The sequence below is a fragment of the Yersinia sp. 2545 StPb PI genome, from assembly GCF_052217125.1.
Classification (GTDB): Bacteria; Pseudomonadota; Gammaproteobacteria; order Enterobacterales; family Enterobacteriaceae; genus Yersinia; species Yersinia enterocolitica_E.
Genome location: NZ_JAZGPY010000001.1, coordinates 4,693,482 through 4,709,731, shown reverse-complemented (window position 1 = coordinate 4,709,731; position 16,250 = coordinate 4,693,482). Strand labels below are relative to the sequence as shown.

Here is a 16,250-nt window from a genome sequence, read left to right as displayed (position 1 = left end):
CCAGCAAAAAGGGCCATCAGGCCCTTTTTTTATAGGTTTTGTGACTGCCGCGACTGAGCTTATTGCAACTGCGCCACAATCAGTGGCCAGCGGGCGTCAAACTCTTGTGTTGGCCGGTAGCGGAATTCTGAACGGACAAAGCGCGAAAGCATCCCTTCACAAAATGCCAGTAGTTGAGTCGCCAATAGCGCTTCATCATGTATAAAACCTTGCCCATCACGCAGTTTTTTCTCGCGCAAAACTTGACGCAATTGCACTTCAATACGTTCAAATAGTTGATTAATCCGCCCTTGCAGACGATCTTGTTCAAACATCAGTGCATGCCCGGTCATGATTCGGGTCAGGCCGGGGTTGCGTTCTGCAAACCCTAATACCAGTAGCAGGATTAGCCGGAGGCGATTAAACGTCTCTTTTTCATCTTGCAGAATCAAATTAATGCGGGACATCAGACTATCTTCAATAAACTCGATCAGGCTATCGAACATCCGCGTTTTACTGGGGAAATGTCGATAAAGCGCTGCTTCAGAAACCCCCACATTGGCGGCAAGTTTAGCGGTAGTAATGCGTTGGCTACCATCACTGGATTCCAGCATCTGCGCTAAAGCCTGCAAAATTTCCTCGCGCCTGTTCCTTTTCGTATTCTGTTTTTCTGCCATGTCCGAGTAGACCCTTGCTAAAAATGACTTAATAACAAAAACCCAAATATCGGCCGCACTGGGTACCAAGCCCCGGCGGCTTATGTGATAGCTTTTTTACGATATTGAGGTCTAGGGTAGGTTATTGGCGCCCAGAATGACCAAAACCACCGGTACCACGTTCACTTTGGTCAAAATCCTCAACCAAATTGAATTCTGCTTGTACTACGGGAACAAATACCATCTGAGCGATGCGTTCACCGGGTTCGATGGTAAAAGCCTGTTGACCACGGTTCCAGACTGACACCATCAATTGCCCTTGATAATCGGAATCAATCAGTCCCACCAGATTACCTAATACCACGCCATGCTTATGCCCCAAACCGGAGCGCGGCAGAATGACGGCGGCTAAAGCACTATCACCGATGTGTATGGCTAAGCCGGTAGGTAACAATGTGGTTTGCCCCGGCAGTAAATCAACTGCCTCGTCCAGACAGGCACGTAAATCCAGCCCGGCAGAACCTTCTGTAGCATAGGTTGGTAAAGGAAATTCATTGCCAACACGTGGGTCCAGAATTTTAATGTCGATTTTTTTCATCATAACGGCTGACAATCTCGTCTATTAAACGCTGACTGAGGAGGTGTTTATCGCTGAGCGGTAAACGTTTCTCTCCAGCCAGCCAAAAAAGGTGCAAGGCATTGGTATCACTGTTAAAACCATGCTCTGCGAGCGATACATCATTAGCGCAAATCAGATCCAGCTTCTTTCGCACTAGTTTTTGTCGCGCGTATTCTTCCACATTCTGGGTTTCGGCAGCAAATCCAACCACAAATGGTCGATTTTTAGCCATCGAAGCCACGCCAGCAACAATATCCGGGTTTTTCACCAACTTAAGGGTGATTTCATCACCCTGTTTTTTTATTTTCTCATCAGAAACTTGCTCTGCACGGTAATCTGCTACCGCAGCACAAGAAATAAAAATATTCTGCTGGGCTACGGTGTTCTGCACGACCTGCTGCATCTCAAGAGCACTGACAACATCAATGCGATTAACACCCGTCGGCGTGGAGAGATTCACCGGGCCTGCAATCAGCGTGACTTTAGCGCCTCTCGCGGCGGCGGCCTGAGCAATTGCGAAGCCCATCTTGCCCGAACTTTGATTACTGATAAAGCGCACCGGATCAAGTGCTTCACGCGTTGGCCCTGCGGTAATCATGACACTCAAATGTTGCAGGTCTTGTTTTGCAGAAAAATGACTGTCTGCCAGTGCGACGATTTCCAGCGGGTCCAGCATTCTTCCCGGCCCCACATCACCACAAGCCTGGCTGCCGCTGTCCGGCCCCCACAGCAACATTCCGCGATTAGCGAGAGTCTGCAAGTTCGCTTGGGTGGCCGTAGCACGGTACATCTGTTGATTCATGGCCGGAACAGCCGCAATAGGGGCTGCCGTGGCCAGGCAAACCGTGGTCAGTAGGTCATTTGCCATCCCCGCAGCAACCCGGGCCAGCAAATCAGCCGTAGCCGGAGCCATGATGACCAGATCAGCCCATTTACCTAACTCAATATGGCCCATGGCGGCTTCTGCCGCCGGATCGAGTAAATCATCTGAGACGGGATAGCCCGAGACTGCCTGCAACGTGAGCGGCGTAATGAACGCTTTGGCGGCGGTCGTCATCACCACACGCACTTCTGCGCCCCTGTCGCGCAAGCGGCGTACCAGCTCAGGAGATTTATACGCGGCAATACCTCCGCTAATCCCGAGCACAATATGTTTGCCGGAAAGTCCCGTCATCATGATTGTCCGAATGAAAGCTGTAAGAGGCAATATTTTAGCATAACCACTGAGTAGATTAGCTATCGGGCTGTCGCTTGATGTCATCAATCATCAAATTTGCGAAGCGTTTCGCATGCACTTAATCATGAGTTCGCCAGGCAGAAAGCCTTCTGTCATGCTGCATGTGCTGTTCTGGGATTACAGGAGCCAAAGGATGGATGAATGGTATGGGCAGATAGCCCCAAGGGAGAAATTACTGAAATACGGTGCAGCCATGCTGACCGATGCCGAGTTACTCGCTATTTTTCTGCGTACCGGTATTCCGGGAGTACACGTAATGCAGATGGCTGAATATCTGATTGAAGAGTTTGGCTCACTTCATGGGCTGATGTCGGCGGATTATCAGACGTTATGTGCTCAAAAAGGGATTGGTGCATCTAAATACAGCCAAATTCAAGCTATTGCAGAACTGGCCTGCCGTTGTTTTTCATCCCACCTGATGCGGGAAAGTGTTCTGCAAAATCCCGAAATTACCCAAAAGTTTCTACAAAATATTCTTTCCCACCGCGAACGAGAGATTTTTTTAGTCATGTTTTTGGATAACCAGCATCGTGTTATTCGCCATGAGGAGATGTTTACTGGTACCATTAGCAGCGTTGAGGTCCATCCGAGAGAAATTGTGCGTGAAGCGCTGAAGGTTAATGCCGCCGCGCTGATTCTGGCGCATAATCACCCCTCGGGTAAGGCTGAACCGAGCCAAGCCGACCGTTTGATTACTACGCAGGTGATAAAAGCCTGCTCATTATTAGATATTCGTGTGCTCGATCATTTAGTGGTTGGCCGGGGTGAATGTGTCTCATTTGCTGAACGGGGATGGCTTTAGAGCAATAATAATTGATCCTTTCAGGATCTTTAGCTGTTAGGGACTTGAGCACTTACGCTTCAGAGCGTATACTACGCCACCTTTGAGAATCTTGGGTTTGGCGTGAAGAGCCTATCTCAGCAGGTTTATAGCCTGGTGGCAGGGGTTTCTGACCTGATGACAGTGAGTCTTCTCAGTGAATTTGCTGAGATGGGCTCTAAAGCCTGACGAGGCGGCCAAATCCTATACGAAGCTCGAGCTGATTTGATTTTTGGAGAATAGACATGTCCCGAGTCTGCCAAGTTACTGGCAAGCGCCCGGTGAGCGGTAACAACCGTTCCCACGCAATGAACGCGACCAAACGCCGTTTTCTGCCGAACCTTCACTCTCACCGTTTTTGGGTTGAGGGCGAGAAGCGCTTTGTAACTCTGCGTGTATCTGCTAAAGGTATGCGTGTTATTGATAAGAAGGGTATCGAAACGGTCTTGGCCGAAATTCGTGCCCGCGGTGAGAAGTATTAAGGAACTGAATCATGGCTAAAGGTGTTCGCGAGAAGATCAAGCTGGTTTCTTCTGCTGGTACTGGTCACTTCTATACCACTACGAAGAACAAGCGTACTAAGCCGGAAAAATTGGAATTGAAGAAATTCGATCCAGTTGTCCGTCAACACGTGATCTATAAAGAAGCTAAAATTAAATAATTTTAATTTTGGTGGATTATGAAAACCCGGCTTCGGCCGGGTTTTTTATTATATAAAGTTCAGTGAGATACGTTTAGGGAGGTTACATGCCTGAATTACCAGAAGTTGAGACCAGCCGACGCGGGATCGAACCTTATCTTGTCGGCCAAACTATTCTTTACGCGGTGGTTAGAAATGCCCGTTTGCGTTGGCCGGTATCCGATGAAATTCTGGCTTTGAGTGATCAGCCGGTGCTCAGTGTTCAGCGTAGGGCCAAGTATTTACTAATAGAACTGCCAACTGGCTGGATTATCGTCCATCTGGGAATGTCAGGTAGCTTACGGATATTATCTGAAGAAACTGAAGCTGAAAAACACGACCATGTCGATTTGGTGATCAGTAATGGCAAAATATTGCGTTATACCGACCCACGGCGCTTTGGTGCCTGGTTGTGGGCAAAAGACCTTGAAACCAGCAATGTATTAGCACATTTAGGGCCAGAACCACTGAGCGACGAATTTTCTGCCCAATATCTGTTTGATAAATCACGTAATAAGCGCACCGTGATTAAACAGTGGCTGATGGATAATAAAGTGGTAGTTGGTGTTGGCAATATTTACGCCAGTGAATCCTTGTTTGCCGCGGGTCTTTTGCCTGACCGTGCCGCCGGTTCATTAACCAACGCTGAAATTGTACTGCTAGTGGCCACAATAAAAGCCGTGTTGCTGCATTCCATTGAGCAGGGGGGCACTACATTGCGCGACTTTCTACAGTCAGACGGTAAGCCTGGTTACTTTGCGCAGGAGTTGCAGGTGTACGGGCGGGCAGGCGAGTCATGTCGCCGTTGTGGGCATCTGATTGAAATTGCGAAACATGGGCAGCGCAGCACGTTTTTTTGCCGCCACTGCCAGCATTAATCGTATACCCTTCGTATTTGAAGCCGCTGGGTTGTGAGCTATGTTCGCTTACCACCTACCGGTAACGCCAATTAACTTTGGCTATATAGGGTATCGCGTAAATAAAGAGTCAGGCCAGTTTACTCATTAGCGCTTTGGTGACCGGTACCGGAAGGAACGGCGTGATATCTCCCCCATGGCGCGCCACTTCCTTCACCAATGAGGAAGAGATAAACGACCATTTTTCTGATGGCATCAGGAACACACTTTCCAGTTTTGGCATCAGGTGACGGTTCATATTGGCCAGTTGCCATTCATACTCAAAGTCTGATACTGAGCGTAAGCCTCGTACCAAAATATTAGCATCGTGTTTTCTGGCGAACTCAGCCATCAGTTCACTGAATCCTAAAACCTCTACATTCTTCAAAGGTGCGGTCACTTCTTTGGCCAATGCCACGCGTTCTGCCAGTGTAAACATCGGTTTTTTGCTGGAACTGTCGGCAATAGCCAGGATGACATGGCTGAACATGGCAGCGGCACGTGTCACTAAGTCCAAATGCCCATTGGTTATGGGATCAAATGTCCCCGGATAGATGGCTTTGGTGGTCATGAGTTCTCGCTTTTCTGATATTGGTGGCTCAATGCCCACAGAGCCGCATATTTATTAAAGGTATATTGCGCGTTTACGACTGCCAGCAATAGCCCTTGTTTACCATCGAGGAAACCTGCACGTAATAACCATGTTTTACAGAAAGCCCCAAGAGTATGGCTGAGAATAGAGAAGTAGCTGCAACTCTTACCTTGCTGATGGCGCTGAGTGGCCCACGCCTTTGCATAACTCAGTTGTTTACGTTGAAAAGCAAAGAAATCACGGCAAGTTAGATGCAATAAATCACCGCTCAACGGGATAACTTTTGCTGAGCCGCTATTGAGCGATTCATGCACCAAATTATCGTTATATTGGAACTGATGATGCGGATATAACCGAGTTACTCGATCTGGATACCAGCCACTGTGGCGCATAAAACGGCCTAAAAACAGGTTCCGCCGTGCACAGCTATAAACTGCGCCTTCCTCCGGTGCGATAAGTACCGCTTCAATAGCTGCTTTAAGCTCAGGGGTTACTCGTTCATCGGCATCCAGCATCAGAATATAATCACCACTGGCATACTGTTGAGCTAATTGCCGCTGTTTACCATAACCCGGCCATTGCTCGTTACAGTAGACTTTAGCGCCATATTGCTGAGCCAGCGCGATGGTTTCATCTTCACTGCCTGAATCCAATACCACTATTTCATCAGCCCAGCTCACTGATGCCAGGCAATCCGCCAGCAATGAGGCTTCATTCTTGGCAATCATCACCACTGACAGGCGTTTTCTTGCACTCATTTAGTGGCTCCGTTGCGGCAGATAAGGCTCCAGCAAGTGTAATAGCCGCTGTAGTGCACCTTGGTTTTCATGCAACACATCAACTGCATGGCGACCATAATAGAGGCGGCAATCTTCATCTGTTAGCAGCACGGTGATTTCTTTTACCAGCGATAGGGTATCTGTTACGGTTATCAACCCTTCAGCCTGTTCCAGCTTGGCACAGATGTCTTTAAAGTTAAATGTATGTGGCCCCATCAACACCGGAATGGCATGGGCCGCGGCTTCCAATGGATTATGACCACCACGTTCAACCAGGCTTCCACCGACAAAGGCCAGATCGGCAATACCATATAGCAGCATCAGTTCACCCATGGTATCGCCAATCACAACCTGTGTACTGCCAGAAGGGATTTCACCTTTGCTACGTAAGGTATAACTCAGCCCTGCTTTCTGTGTCAGTTCAACCGCTTTCGGGAAACGTTCGGGATGACGAGGTACCAAAATCAACAATAATGTCGGGAAGTGTTGCAGCAATTGGCTGTGAGCCTCCAGCAAAATGGCTTCTTCGCCGTCATGAGTACTGGTTGCAATCCACACCGGGCGATGCGGTGCCCATTGGCGGCGTAATGTTACGGCTCTGGCTGCTAATTCAGGGGTGACGGAAATATCAAATTTCAGGCTGCCCGTTACCGTCAACTGAGAACGTCTTAGGCCCAGTTCGATGAAACGGTCGCCATCTTCTTGATTTTGTGCAGCAATCAGTGTGATGCGTTGCAGCATATTACGGATAAAACTACCGATTTTCTTATAGCCAGCGGCAGAACGGGCAGAAAGACGTGCATTGGCAATCACCAGTGGGATCTTGCGACGATGCAGCGCATTGATAAGATTCGGCCACAGTTCTGTTTCCATGATAATGACCAGCTTAGGATTGACCTGATCAAGAAAACGGTTCACCGAGCCGGGGAGGTCGTAAGGCAGATAAACGTGGTGAACATCTTTACCAAACGCAGATTGGACACGCTCAGAACCGGTAGGTGTCATGGTGGTCACGGTAATGGGCAGTGATGGGTAGCGGTGACGTAATGCCCTGACTAAAGGGATCGCGGCCAGTGTTTCACCGACTGAAACTGAATGCAGCATGATACCGCCAGCGACAACTTTACCGGCACAAAAACCATAGCGTTCCCCCCAACGCTTGCGATAAGCGGGGGCTTTACGGCTACGTAACAGCAACCGCAGCCAAATCAAAGGTTGAATAAGGTAGAGCAGTACCTGATATAAACGCAGCAACATTCTATCAATTTCATTAATATGGATTATTAAGAATAATACCATATTTGAGCAAGAAAGGCTCTTTTCAACTGGGCCAGCCTGATAGCCGGAGTAGGGCCAGACTATTCATAAAAAAGAATATAATTTTTAACAAATTTCAGTAATTGGGCAGCGATAAAATTGATTTTGCGTGCTTAAAGATGAGAATGATTATCATTATTTCTTGTTGCGCTTAAATGTATAGCCATAGATACCAGTAAGTTATTATTTGGTGATATTTTTATCTGGAAATATGCCTATTTTTGGCGGTATATCGCTATTTATTGAAGCCTCTACTTTGATGGAATGATATTTAGTAATTAATGGTGTGACCGATAAATTGGTGAGCCGTTATTCGGAGGATATCAGCGAGTCGCGTTATTAATTATTTAAATAATTAATTAGAAATTCTTAACAGTCAGGTGTTGATGTTAATTGAAGCTATGTATTAGCCGCCATCTCTTGTTGGATAATAGGTTAGAAAGATAATCAGACAACCCATAACAAGCGAATCTGATAATTACCAGAGTCGCTTGTTATTACATGATAAATACTGGCAGATAGAATTCCTGGCATGAATAAATCACGGAAAACAAACAATAGTCGCTTATGAAATCAGTGCTTCCAATCGCGCCATAATAGTTTCAGCCGTAATAGTATCCATGCTTTTTTGTTCGGAAATCACCGCAATCTGGTTTTTCCCGTAGCCACCAATTAACCCAGGGTCAGTTGGACCGAACAGGGTAATATTGGGGCGATCCAACGCTGCGGTCAGGTGGCTGAGGCCGGTATCAACGGAAACGACGGCTTTTGCACCCGCCAGAACCTCTGCCACCTGCTGGAGGCTGAGTTTAGGCAAGACCTCAACATGCGGAAAATGCTCCGCTAATCGTAACGCGCGTTGATACTCATGTTCCGCCCCCCATGGTAACTTGATTTTTAAACCGGTGGGTGCAACCAGCTCGATCAATTGCAGCCAATGGCTTTCAGGCCAGTGCTTGCTGTCTCTGGTTGTTGCGTGCAGAAAAACCAAATACTGGCCAGCATCGCTGGGTAACTGGCTTAAAAAGCGCTGCGCGATAGCATAATCGCCATAGCTGTCAGGTTTGTCATAGCCAAGGCTTTTGGCAAACAGTTGGCGTATGCGCTCAACAGCATGTTGTTTAGTATCAATCTCATGACGGCAGTTATAAAACCAACTGGCAAAGGGTTCGCGGGCACTTTTGCAATCTGGGCCATGTCTAACCCCTTTGGCGATACGGGTAATCAGTGCGGCACTTTTAATTAGCCCCTGAGCATCAATCACCACATCATAACGGCGCTGCTGCACAACACGTTTAAAATCACAGCGTTCCTGCCGGGTATCACTACCAAACCAATTCTTACGCCAACGGCGGATGGCAACCGGAATCACTCGATCCACCGCCGGGTGCCAACTGGGTATTTGGCTGAACCCTTCCTCTACCACCCAATCAAAGCGAATCTCTGGCATAGCATTCATCGCATCGGTCAGTGCGGGCAACGTGTGTAAAACGTCGCCCATAGAAGAGGTTTTAACGATCAATACATGCATTAATCGGCCTCACTGACAGTGCTTTGGCGAGCCGATAATTGTTTCTCAAGGGCCGCCATCACTTGTTCTGGCTGGATATCAATCAAACTCTGATGATAGCCTTGCGCGCTATCGCCTTTGCGCACTTTGTGATAGCCGGTAATGAGGCGAATGACCGTAGCTTTATCGGACAGTGGTGGGGTGAAATCCGGGCTGCTTGGGCCATATAAGGCCACTAATGGCTTATTTAATGCAGCAGCAACATGCATTAAACCGGAGTCATTACTGACTACCGCACTACAGGCTGCAATCAATACCACCGCTTGTTCCAGCGAGGTTTGCCCCGCCAGATTGAGGCAGAATTCGCGGGAATTTTCGCCCAAAGTCTGGCGGATCTCTTCACCGGCTTCATTATCTTTAGCTGAACCTAATAAGACGACCTGATAGCCAGTATCAATCAGTTTCTGGGCCAGCGTAGCATAGTGATAATGTGGCCAGCGTTTTGCCGGACCAAACTCAGCGCCTGGGCAGAAACCCACGATTGGCCGGTTATCAGTCAAATTGAATGACGCAGTAATCTCGGCAATTTCTTCATCCCGAACCTGCAATTGCGGCCATAGCAAAGGTTGCGGTAAATCGTCGGCTGAATGGATTTTTTCTTTATCATAGGCCAGTGCGACATAGCGCTGAACCATCATAGGGAAGGCTTGTTTATCCAAGATACGCATATCATTGAGCAAGAAGTAGCGCATTTCGCCACGCCAGCCAATGCGTTGCTTAATCCCTGAAAAATAAGGTATCAGGGCGGATTTAAATGAGTTTGGCAGCACATAGGCACGGTCATAGCCGGTTTCACGTAAGGCTAAACCCAAGCGACGACGTTCATCAAAAGCAAAAGCCCCATGGCCTAAGGGCATGGGGATTGCATGACGCACTTCTGGCATTCTGGCCAAAAGCGGACGGCACCACGCAGGTGCCATCACATCAATATCTGCTGCCGGATATTCGGCCTTCAGGGTACGGTAAAGACTTTGCGACATCATCATATCGCCAACCCAAGAAGGGCCGATGACCAGTATTTTCATACCGTTTATCAATTCCTTGCAGCAAGTAATTTAGACTGAGCGATTGAGCCAGGCCAGGTATTCGTTGACGCCTTCAGCGACGGTTTTGAACGGCTTGTCGTAACCCGCAGCACGCAACTTGGTGAGGTCAGCTTGGGTGTATGCCTGATAACGACCTTTCAGTTTTTCAGGGAATTCAATGTATTCCACAGGTCCACTGTGGTGGAAGTCTACTACCGCATCGGCAACAGCCTGGAAAGATTCTGCGCGACCGGTACCACAGTTGAAAATGCCGGAGACATTGTTTTGCCAGAACCACAGGTTAACGTCAGCCACATCACCCACATAGATGAAATCGCGTTTGAAGTTTTCACTGCCGGAGAAGAGTTTAGGATTCTCACCCGCATTGATCTGGTTATTCAGGTGGAAGGCAACGCTTGCCATGCTGCCTTTGTGCCCTTCGCGTGGGCCATAAACGTTGAAATAACGGAAACCACAAATTTGCGAATCAGCTTGCGGCAGAATCTCGCGCACATACTGATCAAACAAGAATTTGGAATAACCATAAACGTTAAGTGGTTGTTCGTACTGACGATCTTCGATGAAATTATCGGTACGCCCACCGTAAGTGGCAGCAGAAGAGGCATATAAAAACGGAATGCCGCGATCCAGACAGAAGTGCAGGATATCTTTAGAGTATTGATAGTTGTTATCCATCATGTACTTGCCATCCCACTCGGTGGTGGAAGAACAGGCACCCTCATGGAAAATAGCATCAATATCACCCATGTCATCACCGGCAACGATACTGGCGACAAAATCTTCTTTATCCATGTAATCAGCGATATCCAGATCAACCAAATTGACGAATTTAGTGCCGTCTTTCAGGTTATCAACAACCAGAATATCTTTATAACCGATATTATTCAGTGCCTTAACGATATTGCTGCCAATGAAACCGGCGCCGCCAGTGACGATAATCATCAGGTTCACCCTTGCTAATCTTCTTGGTCGGGCACAATGCCCCACACTCTAGTTGGCGTTATCATAACATTTCATAGGATAGCGCACAGCCGCAAGGGGCTTAATCTCACGGTTTCTATGCGCTTTAGGATTGTTCACCGTGATATGTACTGCATTTTTTATAATATAAGACAAGGTTCCTCGTCAGTTCACTCACTAATCAGTAAAATGTACTGTGAAATTGCCCATCTTGGAGATAACTGAATGTCCCAGCCATTTAATCGACACCCTTTTTATCAGCAATTAGAACAACAACTCATAACTACCCGTGCTGAAGGGTTGTATAAAAACGAGCGAATTATCACCACCGCCCAGCAAGCAGACATTGCTGTAGCTGATGGAAGCCGTGTTATTAATTTCTGCGCCAATAACTATTTGGGCCTGGCCAACCACCCAAGGTTGATCGCAGCCGCTAAGCAAGGCATGGATACTCATGGTTTTGGTATGGCGTCGGTTCGTTTTATTTGTGGTACCCAAGACACACATAAAGAGTTAGAGCAGAAGCTAGCCAGTTTCCTCGGTATGGAAGATGCCATTCTTTACTCTTCTTGTTTTGATGCTAACGGCGGTTTGTTTGAAACCCTGCTGGGGCCAGAAGATGCCATTATTTCTGATGCGCTGAATCATGCCTCAATCATTGATGGTGTACGGTTATGTAAAGCCAAGCGCTACCGTTATGCCAATAACGATATGAGCGAACTGGAAGTCCAACTCAAACAAGCCAAAGCAGATGGTGCGCGTCATATTATGATTGCCACTGACGGTGTGTTCTCCATGGATGGTGTCATTGCCAACCTGAAAGGTGTTTGTGATTTGGCGGATGAGTATCAGGCATTAGTGATGGTCGATGACTCCCATGCTGTGGGTTTTGTGGGGGCTAATGGTCGTGGCACTCATGAATACTGCGAAGTAATGGATCGCGTTGATATTATCACCGGTACTTTGGGTAAAGCACTGGGTGGGGCGTCAGGCGGTTATACCGCTGGCCGCAAAGAAGTGGTTGAGTGGTTGCGCCAGCGTTCACGGCCTTACTTGTTCTCAAATTCATTGGCTCCAGCAATAGTAGCGGCTTCTATTGAAGTGTTATCGCTATTGGAAGACGGCGCTGAACTGCGTGATCGCTTATGGTCGAATGCGCGTTTATTCCGCGAGAAAATGAGTGCCGCCGGATTCACATTGGCTGGCGCTGATCATGCCATCATTCCTGTCATGCTCGGTGATGCGGCACTTGCGCAAAAATTTGCCAATGCCTTGCTGAAAGAGGGTATTTACGTTACCGGCTTCTTCTATCCGGTGGTACCGAAAGGCCAGGCGCGGATCCGTACCCAAATGTCGGCGGATCATACGACAGAGCAAGTCGAGCGGGCTATTGAAGCCTTTGTGCGTATCGGCAAACAACTTAACGTTATTGCGTAAGGAATGTTCATGAAAGCATTGTCTAAACTGAAGGCCGAAGAAGGTATCTGGATGACCGATGTGCCGCCACCAGAGCTGGGGCACAACGATATCATGATCAAAATTCGCAAAACCGCTATCTGTGGTACCGATGTGCATATTTATAATTGGGATGAATGGTCGCAAAAAACGATCCCCGTCCCAATGGTGGTTGGCCACGAATATGTTGGTGAAGTTGTCGCCATTGGTCAGGAAGTGAAAGGCTTTAATATTGGTGATCGGGTGTCTGGCGAGGGTCATATTACCTGCGGTCATTGCCGTAATTGCCGTGGTGGTCGTACTCATTTGTGCCGTAATACCGTGGGGGTTGGGGTTAACCGCCCTGGTTCTTTTGCTGAGTATTTGGTCATTCCTGCCTTCAATGCGTTCAAAATTCCAGACAATATTTCTGATGAGCTAGCCGCTATTTTTGACCCCTTCGGTAATGCGGTGCATACCGCGTTATCCTTTGATTTAGTGGGTGAAGATGTGCTGGTTTCCGGTGCTGGCCCGATTGGTATCATGGCTGCAGCCGTGTGTAAGCATGTTGGCGCTCGCCATGTTGTTATCACTGATGTGAATGAATATCGCCTGGATCTGGCGCGTAAAATGGGTGTAACCCGTGCCGTTAACGTTAGTAAAGAGAATCTGACGGATGTGATGGCTGAACTGGGCATGACTGAAGGGTTTGATGTCGGTCTGGAAATGTCAGGTGCGCCACCGGCGTTCCGTTCATTACTTAACTCAATGAATCATGGTGGGCGTATCGCAATGCTGGGGATACCTCCCTCTGATATGTCTATCGACTGGAATCAGGTGATCTTCAAAGGGCTGTTTATCAAAGGGATATATGGCCGTGAAATGTTTGAAACCTGGTACAAAATGGCAGCACTAATTCAATCTGGCTTGGATTTAACCCCGATAATCACTCATCGTTTCTCTATTGATGAGTTCCAGCAAGGGTTTGATGCGATGCGTTCGGGTAAGTCGGGTAAGGTGGTTTTAAGCTGGGACTAAAATATTCCCTTCGGGCCTTGAAGTTGCAGGGGTGTTGGCTGCGCGCACTAACCCGAATCACTTACTTATGTAAGCTCATCGGGATGAGTTTGCTGGCCGCCTACCTGCACCTCCAATGACTTTGGGAATTCCCTTCGGCCTTGAAGCTGCAGGATTGAGAGCGGGGCAGTCAGGTGATGATTGCCCCGTTTTATTAAGGCTTATCCGCTTTCGGTTTATCGCCGTCTTGGTTATTCGATTTTGGTTTATCCACCGGAATAACTGGCGCTACTGGCGGGAAGTATTGCTGCCAATGCCGCTGAACAAAGACCACCGCAGGGCTTTGCATCAAGCTCTCACCTATGATGCTAAACATCCTGTCTGCGTAGATTTTCTCCGCTACATAGCCCTCTTTCGCTTTGCATTGCTTGATAGCTTTCAGGCGATCGCCTTGGGTTGAGCCAGGTAGTTTGGTTTTACCCGACAACATGCCGCCACTGTTATTTTGCGTATTGTTTTGTACCGGCTCATTGAGAAGTGCACTTGGCCGGACTAATACGATATCAGCAGGTAACTGAGGCAACATTTGTTGCAACACTTTAATGGTGGCCGGATGGGGGTGCCCGATAGCAATAGCCGAACCATTACGACGAGCCAGTTCTACCGCACGGTTAAACTGTTGGCGGATCGCCGCTTCATTTTGTGAGTCATCCAAAAAGACTTTGCGCTTAATGACCTTAACCTGAGTCCCCTCTGCGGCACGGCTCGCTTGGCTATTACCGATGGTCACGCTATCGAGGAAATAGAGCTGATAGTGGTCCAGCTCCCGCATCACTTTCTGCATGCCGGAGAAACTGGAGGTCATTGCGCTGCCCATATGGTTATTCATGCCCTTGGCATAGGGGACATTATTCACCGCCTGGCGCATGATGCGCTGAATCTCTTCGCTGCTCATTGATGGCTGTAATGTATCGCGCTCCAGCGGTTGTTTGCTTAGGGGAGCCATCGGCAAATGAATCAGTATTTCGCGCCCTTGATTATGGGCTTTGACGGCCATCTCTCTGGCATAAGGCGCATTCGGCAGGATAGCCACTGAAATAGGCAATGGCATCTGTAAAATCTTGTTTTCGTTCTGGGGGCGATAACCAAAGTCATCAATCACAATAGAAAGTTTGCCCGCCTGTGCGGCGTTAGCGATGAGTAGGGCGGTTACAATGATAAATCGGCGTGTGTTGAAATAGTGCAATACAAGTTCCCTAACGTTGTTCGCTATCGTCCTAACCAAGGTTGTGGGTTAACTGCTTGTCCTTGACGGCGGATTTCGAAATAGAGTGATGGTTCACCCTGGCCGCCACTGGTACCCGCAAGGGCGATCGGTTGGCCAGCTTTCACCTGAGCACCCACATTGACTAGTGCACTCTGATTGTAGCCATACAAACTCATATCCCCTCTACCATGCTCGATAACCACAACCAAACCATAGCCTTGCAGCCAGTCAGCCAATAAGACACGGCCATCGGCGATCGCTTTTACTTCACTGCCTTCTGGTGCAGAGATAACCATGCCTTTCCAGCGTAGTTCACCTTGTAAGGCTTCACCGAAACGATGAGTTACATTACCACGGACCGGCCAGACAGCTTGCCCATCCGGGCGACCAAGGCCGCCAGTGCGTGCCATTAATGAGCGCTCACTTTCACTTGGTTTGTAGCTAGAACCGGTTTTCTTGGCTTGTTGTTCTTTAACTTTTATCTGTTCGCGTACCCGAGCGGCTTCTTTGGCCTCTCGTTCGGCGCGAGCTTTCGCTTCTCGTTCTGCTTTGGCTATTTGATCACGCAAGCGGGTTTCGTTTAGTTTTAACTCAGCCAGGCCTTGCTGATCTTTTTCCAGTGAAGCTTCCAGCGAGGTCAGGGTTTTCTTGCGTGCGGTACGTGCTTGTTCCAGTTTTTGCTGCTGAGTTTTCTGCTCATTCAACACGGTTTTTTGCTGATTTTGCTTTTGCTCCAGCGTTTTTTTCTCGGCAGAGAGATGGGTACGAGTCTGTTTCAGCTCTTCAATAGATTGCTGTCGTGCTTCATTGAGGTAACTGAAATAAGCCAGAATACGCTCACTGCGCTGGCTCTCTTCGCCACTTAAAATAAGCTGTAAACCACTGTGTTGGCCCTGTTTAAAGGCAGCATCAAGTTGTTTAGACAGAATATTTTGTTGCTGGGATTGTTTACTCTCGAGTTTCTCAATCGAGGAGGTGAGACGGGATATTTCTTGGTCTAACTCAGTCAGGGTACCTTGGGTGTCACGCAGGCTGCGGCTGGCCTGAGCAATGGTATTTTCCTGTTGTTTCAACTGATCCAGCAATGAACTGCGTTGCTGCTTTTGTTGCTGAACACTTTTTTCTTTTTCGGCAATATCCTGCTGAATGGTCTTCAACTGGTCTTTGCTTTGTGCGGTTTTTGCTGTAACGGGGGCATCTGCTGCCGTGCCGGATAATGGCAATAGCAATACGCCAGCGCAAAAAACGCTGGCGTACAGTGCTGACCACGGGCGACGCACCAACTGACCGGACAGCCGAGAAACTGTATCTCGGCTGGTGGTAATGGCATCTTCCGTAACCATTAATTTTGCAAATGACGCCTTTTCCTTCATAACGAAGGA

At 48.1% G+C, this 16,250-nt stretch carries 17 protein-coding genes; 6 read left to right on the top strand and 11 right to left on the bottom strand.

Annotated features, from left to right (window positions below; translation table 11 throughout):
* Positions 1 to 59 precede the first annotated feature (59 nt).
* From slmA to coaBC, 3 genes are all read right to left on the bottom strand, one after another.
* Positions 60 to 656: a nucleoid occlusion factor SlmA gene (gene slmA / locus V1955_RS21825; RefSeq protein ID WP_005191076.1), complete on the bottom strand. Its 597-nt coding sequence runs from the start codon at positions 654 to 656 to the stop codon at positions 60 to 62.
* 121 nt (positions 657 to 777) lie between these two features.
* Complete coding sequence (gene dut, locus V1955_RS21820) at positions 778 to 1,236, bottom strand: dUTP diphosphatase (protein WP_042568893.1); 459 nt, start codon at positions 1,234 to 1,236, stop codon at positions 778 to 780.
* Positions 1,214 to 2,431: a bifunctional phosphopantothenoylcysteine decarboxylase/phosphopantothenate--cysteine ligase CoaBC gene (gene coaBC, locus V1955_RS21815; RefSeq protein ID WP_193784756.1), complete on the bottom strand. Its 1,218-nt coding sequence runs from the start codon at positions 2,429 to 2,431 to the stop codon at positions 1,214 to 1,216. Before coaBC ends, dut begins: the two co-directional genes overlap by 23 nt.
* 193 nt (positions 2,432 to 2,624) lie before the next feature.
* Here coaBC and radC point away from each other — a divergent pair, with 193 nt between their 5' ends.
* The 4 genes from radC to mutM all read left to right on the top strand — a co-directional run bounded on the left by radC (position 2,625) and on the right by mutM (position 4,868).
* A complete protein-coding gene (radC, locus tag V1955_RS21810; protein ID WP_083161712.1) occupies positions 2,625 to 3,293 on the top strand; it encodes a RadC family protein in 669 nt (222 codons plus the stop codon).
* 263 nt (positions 3,294 to 3,556) lie between these two features.
* A complete protein-coding gene (gene rpmB / locus V1955_RS21805; protein WP_005164747.1) occupies positions 3,557 to 3,793 on the top strand; it encodes a 50S ribosomal protein L28 in 237 nt (78 codons plus the stop codon).
* 11 nt (positions 3,794 to 3,804) lie between these two features.
* The gene (gene rpmG, locus V1955_RS21800) at positions 3,805 to 3,972 is read left to right on the top strand and encodes a 50S ribosomal protein L33 (RefSeq protein ID WP_004392084.1); all 168 of its coding nucleotides are present in this window, start codon (positions 3,805 to 3,807) and stop codon (positions 3,970 to 3,972) included.
* 86 nt (positions 3,973 to 4,058) lie between these two features.
* Positions 4,059 to 4,868, top strand: coding sequence for a bifunctional DNA-formamidopyrimidine glycosylase/DNA-(apurinic or apyrimidinic site) lyase (gene mutM / locus V1955_RS21795; protein WP_083161714.1), 810 nt, complete (start codon positions 4,059 to 4,061; stop codon positions 4,866 to 4,868).
* 109 nt (positions 4,869 to 4,977) lie between these two features.
* Here the strand turns inward: mutM and coaD are convergent, their stop codons facing one another.
* From coaD to rfaD, 6 genes are all read right to left on the bottom strand, one after another.
* Positions 4,978 to 5,457: a pantetheine-phosphate adenylyltransferase gene (coaD, locus tag V1955_RS21790; protein WP_083161716.1), complete on the bottom strand. Its 480-nt coding sequence runs from the start codon at positions 5,455 to 5,457 to the stop codon at positions 4,978 to 4,980.
* Positions 5,454 to 6,236, bottom strand: coding sequence for a glycosyltransferase family 2 protein (locus tag V1955_RS21785; RefSeq protein ID WP_372560142.1), 783 nt, complete (start codon positions 6,234 to 6,236; stop codon positions 5,454 to 5,456). The genes coaD and V1955_RS21785 overlap by 4 nt, the downstream gene beginning before the upstream one ends.
* Positions 6,237 to 7,514, bottom strand: a complete 1,278-nt coding sequence (gene waaA, locus V1955_RS21780; RefSeq protein ID WP_442821389.1) for a lipid IV(A) 3-deoxy-D-manno-octulosonic acid transferase — start codon at positions 7,512 to 7,514, stop codon at positions 6,237 to 6,239. It lies immediately after the preceding gene.
* 625 nt (positions 7,515 to 8,139) lie between these two features.
* On the bottom strand, positions 8,140 to 9,105 hold the full coding sequence (rfaC, locus tag V1955_RS21775; protein WP_083161720.1) for a lipopolysaccharide heptosyltransferase RfaC: 966 nt from the start codon (positions 9,103 to 9,105) through the stop codon (positions 8,140 to 8,142).
* Positions 9,105 to 10,169, bottom strand: coding sequence for an ADP-heptose--LPS heptosyltransferase RfaF (gene rfaF, locus V1955_RS21770; RefSeq protein ID WP_083161722.1), 1,065 nt, complete (start codon positions 10,167 to 10,169; stop codon positions 9,105 to 9,107). The genes rfaC and rfaF overlap by 1 nt, the downstream gene beginning before the upstream one ends.
* Positions 10,170 to 10,199: 30 nt before the next feature.
* Positions 10,200 to 11,132: an ADP-glyceromanno-heptose 6-epimerase gene (gene rfaD / locus V1955_RS21765; RefSeq protein WP_083161724.1), complete on the bottom strand. Its 933-nt coding sequence runs from the start codon at positions 11,130 to 11,132 to the stop codon at positions 10,200 to 10,202.
* A gap of 243 nt (positions 11,133 to 11,375) precedes the next feature.
* Between rfaD and kbl the strand changes: the two genes are divergently transcribed.
* Both kbl and tdh read left to right on the top strand, forming a co-directional pair.
* Positions 11,376 to 12,587, top strand: a complete 1,212-nt coding sequence (gene kbl, locus V1955_RS21760) for a glycine C-acetyltransferase (protein WP_083161726.1) — start codon at positions 11,376 to 11,378, stop codon at positions 12,585 to 12,587.
* A 9-nt stretch (positions 12,588 to 12,596) separates the two neighbouring features.
* Complete coding sequence (gene tdh / locus V1955_RS21755) at positions 12,597 to 13,622, top strand: L-threonine 3-dehydrogenase (protein WP_083161728.1); 1,026 nt, start codon at positions 12,597 to 12,599, stop codon at positions 13,620 to 13,622.
* A gap of 193 nt (positions 13,623 to 13,815) precedes the next feature.
* Here tdh and V1955_RS21750 read toward each other — a convergent pair whose 3' ends face one another.
* Positions 13,816 to 14,847, bottom strand: a complete 1,032-nt coding sequence (locus tag V1955_RS21750; RefSeq protein ID WP_442821388.1) for a divergent polysaccharide deacetylase family protein — start codon at positions 14,845 to 14,847, stop codon at positions 13,816 to 13,818.
* Between the two features lie 23 nt (positions 14,848 to 14,870).
* On the bottom strand, positions 14,871 to 16,241 hold the full coding sequence (gene envC, locus V1955_RS21745) for a murein hydrolase activator EnvC (protein ID WP_442821387.1): 1,371 nt from the start codon (positions 16,239 to 16,241) through the stop codon (positions 14,871 to 14,873).
* Positions 16,242 to 16,250: the final 9 nt, after the last annotated feature.